Below are 6,424 nucleotides of genomic sequence, written 5' to 3' on the forward strand. Positions count from 1 at the left end.
GTCAGCGCGCCCTGGCTTTGCCTCGCGACGTCAGTGGCCTGCTGGGCCGCGGCGGCTGCGGCATCGCTGGCGATCGCCGGCGCCGAGTTCGTCGTCGCGAAATAGCCGAATGGACGCGCGGATGCGCCCTCAAGCCCGCTCAGCAGCAGCGCCAGCGTGCTCGTTCCGGCGAGCAGCATGGAGCGGGATGCCCATCCGATCCGCTGGCGCGACGGAAGCGGCGCGACCCGACGTGGATCGAGGCGAGGACGGCGGGCAACGCGCTGACGAGACGGCATGGGATGTCCCCTGGGAACAACGGACGGAAAGATGCGCAGATCGGATCCGCGCAGGTGCTCGTCACACGGCTTGACCGTATGCCAGGCTTCTCGTCCTCAAGGACGCCATTTGATCGGCGCGACCGAACGACAAAATCGCGGGCTGCATCACAATTCCTGCGCAGACATGATGCGCGCTTGCACGGCCGCTCGACATCAGCTCAGCAGCACGATGCCGCCGGGCAGATGTCGCGCCTTCGCGCCGAAGATTTGCTGGAACATGGTCAGGATGCCATCGACATTGTCGATCCGGAACCGGCCGTTGACGAGACGGCGTTCCAATTCCGCGTTCGTCACCATGACCTTGCCCGGCCGATAACGATTGATCTCCGTCACGACGTTGCCGAGCGGAGCGTCATGAAAGATCAGCATTCCGTCGCGCCAGGCTGTCACCTCGGCGGGATCGACCGACATTGGCGCTGCGAGACCAAGCGCTGCATAGCTGACCTGCTGCCCCGCATGCAGCGCCGCGACGGAGCTGTGACGGGTGACCCGGACCTCACCATCGAGACACGTCACGCAGGTGCTGCGCGGCTCATGACGAACGTTGAACTGCGCCTGACGCGCACTCATCTCGCCGTCGCCGGCAACCACGCGCACCTCGCGGCTCGCGGAGGCCGCCGCGATCACGGCCTCCCCGGCCAGGATCTCGATGCGATCCTGGCTGTTGTCGCCCGAGTGAACATTGACGCTGGTTCCGGTGTTCAGCGTCACCTTGACGCCGCCATCGATCGTGAGCTTGCGCTGCTCGCCGGCGGCCGTGCGATAATCCGCCATCACATCCTGCAGCGACGGCCACAGCTGCAGCGGCGGCGACACCACGAGATAGGCGGCGGCCGACGTCGCCAGCGCGCCTCCGAGCATCGCCCGCCGCGTCATGCGTGGCTGCCGCCGGACGTCCGCCAGCATGGAATCGCCGCGCCGCTTCAACAGGTTGGCGCCGGCCGGGCCGAGCTGATCCCAGAGCAGGCTGGCCTGCGCCAGCGCCTCCGAATGGGCGCTGCTCTGGCTTCCCCAGTGCCTGGTTTCCTCGATGTCCCGCCGGGTAGCCTGCCCCGAACCAAGCCGCTGGACGCGCGCAAGCGCCTCGCTCTCGATCGCGGTCAGCTCCTCCGACGGTCCGTCGCTACGTGTCATCGATCGGGCGTTTCTCTTGGCAGCACGTCCATCCAAATACGCAACACTCTGACGCTCTCCTATCAGGACGTTTCCCGCGGTGCCGGACCGAAACGTCTTGTGACTTTTTTGTTAAAGCGCTTGGCGCAATGCTCGAGCGCAGCTTTCAGCTCAAGCTCCACCAAACGCTGCGAGACCCCGAGACGCGCGGCGATTTCCCGGAGTGGCGTGCCCTCCAGGCGGGATGCGAGCAGGATCGTCCGGCGGCGCGGCGTGAGTTCCTCGAGCACCTGCTCCAGATGCGCAATCTGCTCCCGCGATTCGACCTCGCGTTCCGGCCCGGGCGCCGCGTCGGCGATCTCGAGCATCGGCTGCACCTCGAACCGCTTGATCCGGCGCGTCTCCTGGCGCTCCCGGCTGATCGCAAGATTGAGCGCGCTGCGCAGCAGATAGCCGATCGGGCTGTCCACCACGCCCGGGCCGTTCCTGTCGCGAAGGTGCAGCCACGTCTCGTGAAGGGTCTCGCGGGCTCTTTCGTCGCCGAGACGCCGCGCGAGGCGGCGGCGAAGCTCGTCGTAGCGCTCGACGAGCACCTGCCGAAGCGTGGTCGAAGTGGTTTCCGTCATCGCGCGACCAGTCCCGGGCGCCTCGGGTCACGCGCGGCACAGTCGCCGGTCTCGGAAGGCGGCCGCGGCGAAACCGCCATCATGACGGGCTGCGGCATGTCCGGAGGCGGCGGCCGGCCGATCACGACAGCACGCAACAGGGCGGCGATCGCCTGGTCACGCGCGCTGTCATCGGTCGAACCGAGCAGCTGGGGCTGCAACACGTCGCCGGCATGCCCGATCCAGAACCTGAACTTGATCCGATAGCCGCCCGGCGCGGTCAGCGCTGACCGGCAGAATGCCTCCTCGACGCTGCTCTGGACGAACGCAAGATACGGCATGAAGTTGTGCATCGACGCCGTCTGCGGCGCGGTGGCCGCTGGTACAATCGTGAAGGCGTTGGCCGCGGCGTAGACCGCGACCAGACCGGTTCCTTCGAGCAGGAGCTGCAACGCCACGTCGGGCGTCATCGATCCCTTGACGACCTGCGCACGACGGCCCGCGGCCAGGGTGGCGTCGTAAACGACCTGAAGACCGGTGGCCGCGCTGTAAGCATCGAGCGCGGAGACCAGAGGCTGGCTGCCAATATCGAAGTCCACCGTTGCCGGCGTCCGAACTGATTCAAGGCTTGCGGCCATCGTTACCGTCTGGATATTCCCGGCAACGAGAGTGCCTATGACCAGGCCAAGAAAGCGCTGCCTCATCCGATCATGCTTCGAGCGCAGCCCGATCTTCCGACCCATTGAACAAAGTGCATGAGGTGCCGCCTTGATCCTCAAGCCCAGCCGAACAGCACGATCTATCGGTGATCGGTAAAGCTGTTCGTCAAACCCCGCGGCAGGCGCAACATAGAAACAGATTGTGACAATCTGCTAACAAGGGCTGAGGCCTCGCACCGGCCGCACCTTGCGCCGTCGCAGCCGGCGCCAGCCGATCACGATACCGCTGATCGAGACGATCGTGCCGACCGCCGACAGCAGCCAGACCGCGACATCGCGCGCCAGCGAGATGCGCAGCAGCAGCGGGAAGTCCAGGCTGTGCAGCGCGTTGAACAACCAGCGATGGGACCGGCGGCTGTCGTCGCTGCGGTCGAGGATCTCGGCGGTGACCGGAGAGATGTGCAGCCAGGTATGGGCGGGATCGTCGAAGCCGATCCGCAGCACCGGAAGCTCGCGCGCTTGGTGCAGCGTGTACCAATAGGCGTCCGGTTCATCGAGCTGTCGCGCCGATATCATCGCAGCTCCCGGCATCGCGCGCCGGGCAGCCGCGATGATCTCATCCTGCAAGAGCGTCACGGGCGCGCCGGTCACGGAATCCGCGAGGCTGCGACGGCCGCTGCTGTCGTCGAGCACCATCAGCCGGTGTCCGCCGATCCAGACGAAGCGCGCCTCCACGGCTGATACCTGCGGCGGCGACTGCAAGTGAGCGAGGATATCGGGCGCATCATGGCCGCTATAGCCGACCGCGATCTCGCGCGTGAGGCCGCGGCCGGAGAACGCGCCGCCGGGATTGAGCGACAACCAGCCGCTGAACATCCAGGTGAAGACGAAGATGCCGCCGACGAGGCCGGCGATATGATGCCAGGCCATCCAGCCGCGATAGGGCGAGACCGCGCCATCAACGTAACGGCGCATCAGCCGCAGGCGGAGAATGCCGATCCAGAAGCCGGTGACGGCGACGACGAGGCAGATGCCCGAGATCCACAGCACCACGTCCCGCCACAGCGAACCATCCTTGCGCAGCACGGTCGGATAGATCCAGTGCGGGATCGAGCCGAACCAGTTCCAGACGCGCTCCTGCCGCGTGGTGTCGAGCGCGATCTCGCCGGTGCGCGACGAGACATAAAGTTCGGTGCCATCGGCGTCGCCGAGGCCGATCAAATAGAGCGGCCGCAACGGGTCGAAGCGCGCGGTGACAGACCATTGATCGCGCGTCACCGTGTCGAGCAATTGCGGACGCACCGCGTGCGGATGATGGCGTGCAATGGCCAGCGCCTGATCCGGCGTGATCCGGTCGATGACGCTGCCGTCGATTGCCGAAATGGTGACGGCGCCACCACCCTTCCATTCGGTCACGCGATAGACCGGAACGTCGTCCAGCATCGAGAGCCGGAGATCGCGCGGATAATGCTCCGCGCCCGCGATCGCCATCGCACGATCAGGTGCGATCTGTATCTTGCTCCAAACGATGCCAGGGAGCGCAGAGAGGCGCTCGCTGTCGGTAAGGCGCGGAAAGGCCACGTACATCATGACGAGGCCGGAGATGAACCACATCGCGAAGAAGAGACACGTCGCGATGCCGATCCAGCGGTGGACGACATAAAGCCATCGCCGCGCTCGCCGGATCAGAGCGTTGCGCATGGTCAGAACTTCACGTTGACGGACAATTCGGCGGTGCGCGGCATGCCGAGCAGCCACTGCCCCGTCCCGTTCGAGGTCACCGCGTAGACCTTGTCGAACAAATTGTAGACGCGGAACGCAACCGTGGTGCGATCATCCGGCTTCCACCTGATGCCGCCATTGACCACATTGTAGCCCGGCCGCAATTCGGTGTTGGCGAGATCGGAGTACATCGCGCCGACGATCTGCACGCCGCCATAGACCGACCAGTTGGGCGCGAAGTCCCAGGTCAGCCAGACGTTGGCGACCTTTTGCGGCACGTTGACCGGAACATTGCCGTTGTAGCTGACGACCTTGCCGCCGACCACCTGGCTGTTGTTGTCGTATCGGGCACGCAGCAGCGCAAGATTGGCGTCGACGCGCCAGCCGTCGTTCAGCGCGAGCCCGATCGTTCCTTCGACCCCGCGGGATGATTGCTGGCCGATTTGCAGTGCAAGGCCGGCGGTTGGATTGCTGGGATCGGGAATGGTCAGGCCGGTCTTGACGATCTCGTAAGCAGCCAGCGTCCACTCGCCGCGGCCACCCCAGAACGACTGCTTGATCCCGATCTCGGTCTGCCTGCCGGTCGCGAGCTGGAAGGTTTTCTGCGAGGTCGACAGCGAGATCAGGTTGCTGACCGGATCGACACCGACCGCATACTGGCCATAAAACGCGAGGTTCTTGATCGGTTCGTACACCAACCCGGTCCGCCAGCTGGTGCCCGACAGCGTGGTTTCAAAACTGTTCGCTGGCGTCTTGTAGTCGGTGCGATCGACCTCGGGACGGTCGTACCTGACGCCGGTGACAAGCGACAATTGATCGGTCAGCGACAGGCGATCTTCGGCGAACAGCGCGTATTGATTGACGATCGCGTTGAAGCCCGGCGTCGTCGCCTTGGTCGTCGCGAAAAACGATCCGGGATCGAACACGTAAGGATTGACCGACGACGCACCGCCATAGGGCGAGTTGTTGGTGTGGGTGAAGTCGATCCGGTTGACGTCGAACCCGGCGACGAACTGGTTCGCGAGCCCGAGGACGTGACCGCTGAAGGTCGCATCCATCCGGTTGCCGAGTTGCTTCTGGTCGTGGAATATCTCGATGTAGCTGGAGCGGTCGATCAGATGGGTCTTCGGGTTCCAGGTGTAGTTTTCGATATCGCGCCAGTGCCGCTCGCTGGTCAGGTAATACAGCGTGTTGTTGATCTTGATGCCGTCGGCGACGTCCCACTCGGTCTTGAACTGGGTCCAGCTGTCCTGATAGCGGATCGCACTGTCCAATGCGTTGTAGTTCTTGAAGCGCAGCGCGTCCTGGATCGAACCATTGATCAGCGGCGTGCCGAAATAGCGCGACGGGCTGCGGTCGCCATAATCCTCTGACAGCGTGAAGGCGAGGTTGTCCGATGCCTGCACCCGCACGGCGGCGGAGACCACCGCATTCGAGGTCTTGTCGCGATCGACCCAGCCGTCCGACATGTTGCCGGTGGCGTTGATGCGGTAGGACACACTGGGACTGATCGAGCCGGTGCTGTCCACCGACAGCCGTCGCGTCATGTTGCTGTCGAGCGAGACCTCGGCCTCGTTATAGGGCGTGCCCTGCGGCTTCTTCGGAACGACGTTGATGACACCGCCGATCGCGCCTTCGCCGTACAGCACCGAGGCCGGGCCGCGCAGCACCTCAACGCGTTGGGTCGACCAGGTGTCGTAGGGAAACGTCAGGGTGCCGGAGCCGATATAGAAGCGCGTGCCGTCATACAGCGTCATCACCGAGTTGCTGCCGGCAAAGCCGCGGGTGCTGAACGACAGGCCGCCATTGCCGGGCGCCGGCGTTGCGATGAACCCGGCCGCGTTCTGGGTGACGGCATCGAGCACATTGTGCTGGCCGCGTTCGGCGATGGTCTGCGCCGTGATGATCTCGACGCTGGCCGGCGTCTGCAGCGGCGTCAGGTTGAGACGACTGCCGGTACCTCCCTGCGTGGTGGCATTGAGCGTCGGCGATGTCGGCCCGATGC

5 protein-coding genes are annotated in these 6,424 nt (G+C 64.9%); all 5 read right to left on the reverse strand.

Annotation, left to right across the window (positions count from 1 at the left end; genetic code table 11):
- Positions 1-473: 473 nt before the first annotated feature.
- Entirely contained in the window at positions 474-1,454 is a 981-nt protein-coding gene (locus H8B02_RS44155; protein ID WP_229172040.1) for a FecR family protein, read from the reverse strand.
- Positions 1,455-1,516: 62 nt separating this feature from the next.
- The gene (locus H8B02_RS44160) at positions 1,517-2,059 is read right to left on the reverse strand and encodes an RNA polymerase sigma factor (protein WP_229172041.1); all 543 of its coding nucleotides are present in this window, start codon (positions 2,057-2,059) and stop codon (positions 1,517-1,519) included.
- Entirely contained in the window at positions 2,056-2,781 is a 726-nt protein-coding gene (locus H8B02_RS44165) for an STN domain-containing protein (protein ID WP_229172042.1), read from the reverse strand. Before H8B02_RS44165 ends, H8B02_RS44160 begins: the two co-directional genes overlap by 4 nt.
- Before the next feature lie 129 nt (positions 2,782-2,910).
- The gene (locus tag H8B02_RS44170; protein WP_229172043.1) at positions 2,911-4,398 is read right to left on the reverse strand and encodes a PepSY-associated transmembrane domain-containing protein; all 1,488 of its coding nucleotides are present in this window, start codon (positions 4,396-4,398) and stop codon (positions 2,911-2,913) included.
- Positions 4,399-4,400: 2 nt separating this feature from the next.
- Positions 4,401-6,424, reverse strand: a 2,024-nt coding sequence (locus tag H8B02_RS44175; protein WP_229172044.1) for a TonB-dependent receptor, incomplete at its 5' end; no start/stop codon positions are given.

This window comes from Bradyrhizobium altum, assembly GCF_020889705.1.
GTDB classification, from domain to species: Bacteria; Pseudomonadota; Alphaproteobacteria; order Rhizobiales; family Xanthobacteraceae; genus Bradyrhizobium; species Bradyrhizobium altum.

What these genes read in the sequence shown, in the direction of transcription:
- H8B02_RS44155 (WP_229172040.1), bottom strand. Translation starts at nt 1,454, where the DNA reads ATGACACGTAGCGACGGACCGTCGGAGGAGCTGACCGCGATCGAGAGC.
- H8B02_RS44160 (WP_229172041.1), bottom strand. Translation starts at nt 2,059, where the DNA reads ATGACGGAAACCACTTCGACCACGCTTCGGCAGGTGCTCGTCGAGCGC.
- H8B02_RS44165 (WP_229172042.1), bottom strand. Translation starts at nt 2,781, where the DNA reads ATGGGTCGGAAGATCGGGCTGCGCTCGAAGCATGATCGGATGAGGCAG.
- H8B02_RS44170 (WP_229172043.1), bottom strand. Translation starts at nt 4,398, where the DNA reads ATGCGCAACGCTCTGATCCGGCGAGCGCGGCGATGGCTTTATGTCGTC.